Annotated in this window: 1 rRNA gene (cut by a window edge); it reads right to left on the bottom strand. The window is 56.6% G+C overall.

From position 1 onward, the window contains the following. A 16S ribosomal RNA gene (locus DL237_RS20200) occupies window positions 1-91 on the bottom strand (it extends 1,383 nt beyond the left edge of the window). Window positions 92-523 lie beyond the last annotated feature (432 nt).

The following is a 523-nucleotide window of genomic DNA, read 5'->3' as shown; positions in this document are numbered from 1 at the left end:
TCCGCCGCTCCCTCCGAAGAGAGCGCTCGACTTGCATGTGTTAGGCCTGCCGCCAGCGTTCGTTCTGAGCCAGGATCAAACTCTCAAGTTGAAAGCAGCTTGCGCTGCTATCCTTGACGTTCGAACCTCTGCACATCTGTGACCCGGAGGCTAGTCCGGGTCGTCTCTGTCTGTTGTGCTCAAGGTACCAAAGGTACCGAAAGCCGAACAAGACAGTGAAGCTGTCACTCCATCATCGGCCCGAAAGCCTAGGAGCGCGATATGCAGGCTTCAATCATCGAAATGATCCAAACCGCCCACATATCTCTTCAGATACTCGCGATGTCAAAGAGCGTAGAGACAAAAACAAACCAGTGCGCCCTAATCTTACGGCGCGCCCGCCCATTCCTACCTCTGAATTTCTTCTCCGCCAAACAAACCCGAACCTCACAAAGCAGCACCGCCACCCGTTCCGTCCGCCCCGTCTCGCGTCCCGTCGTGCGCCTCAGCGCCGCCGGTGAAGGGGGTTCTAGAGTTTACCACC

Source organism: Pseudooceanicola sediminis, assembly GCF_003575965.1.
GTDB lineage: Bacteria > Pseudomonadota > Alphaproteobacteria > Rhodobacterales > Rhodobacteraceae > Pseudooceanicola > Pseudooceanicola sediminis.
The sequence above is the reverse complement of the archived record's forward strand: the minus strand, read 5'-3'. Positions and strand labels throughout refer to the sequence as shown.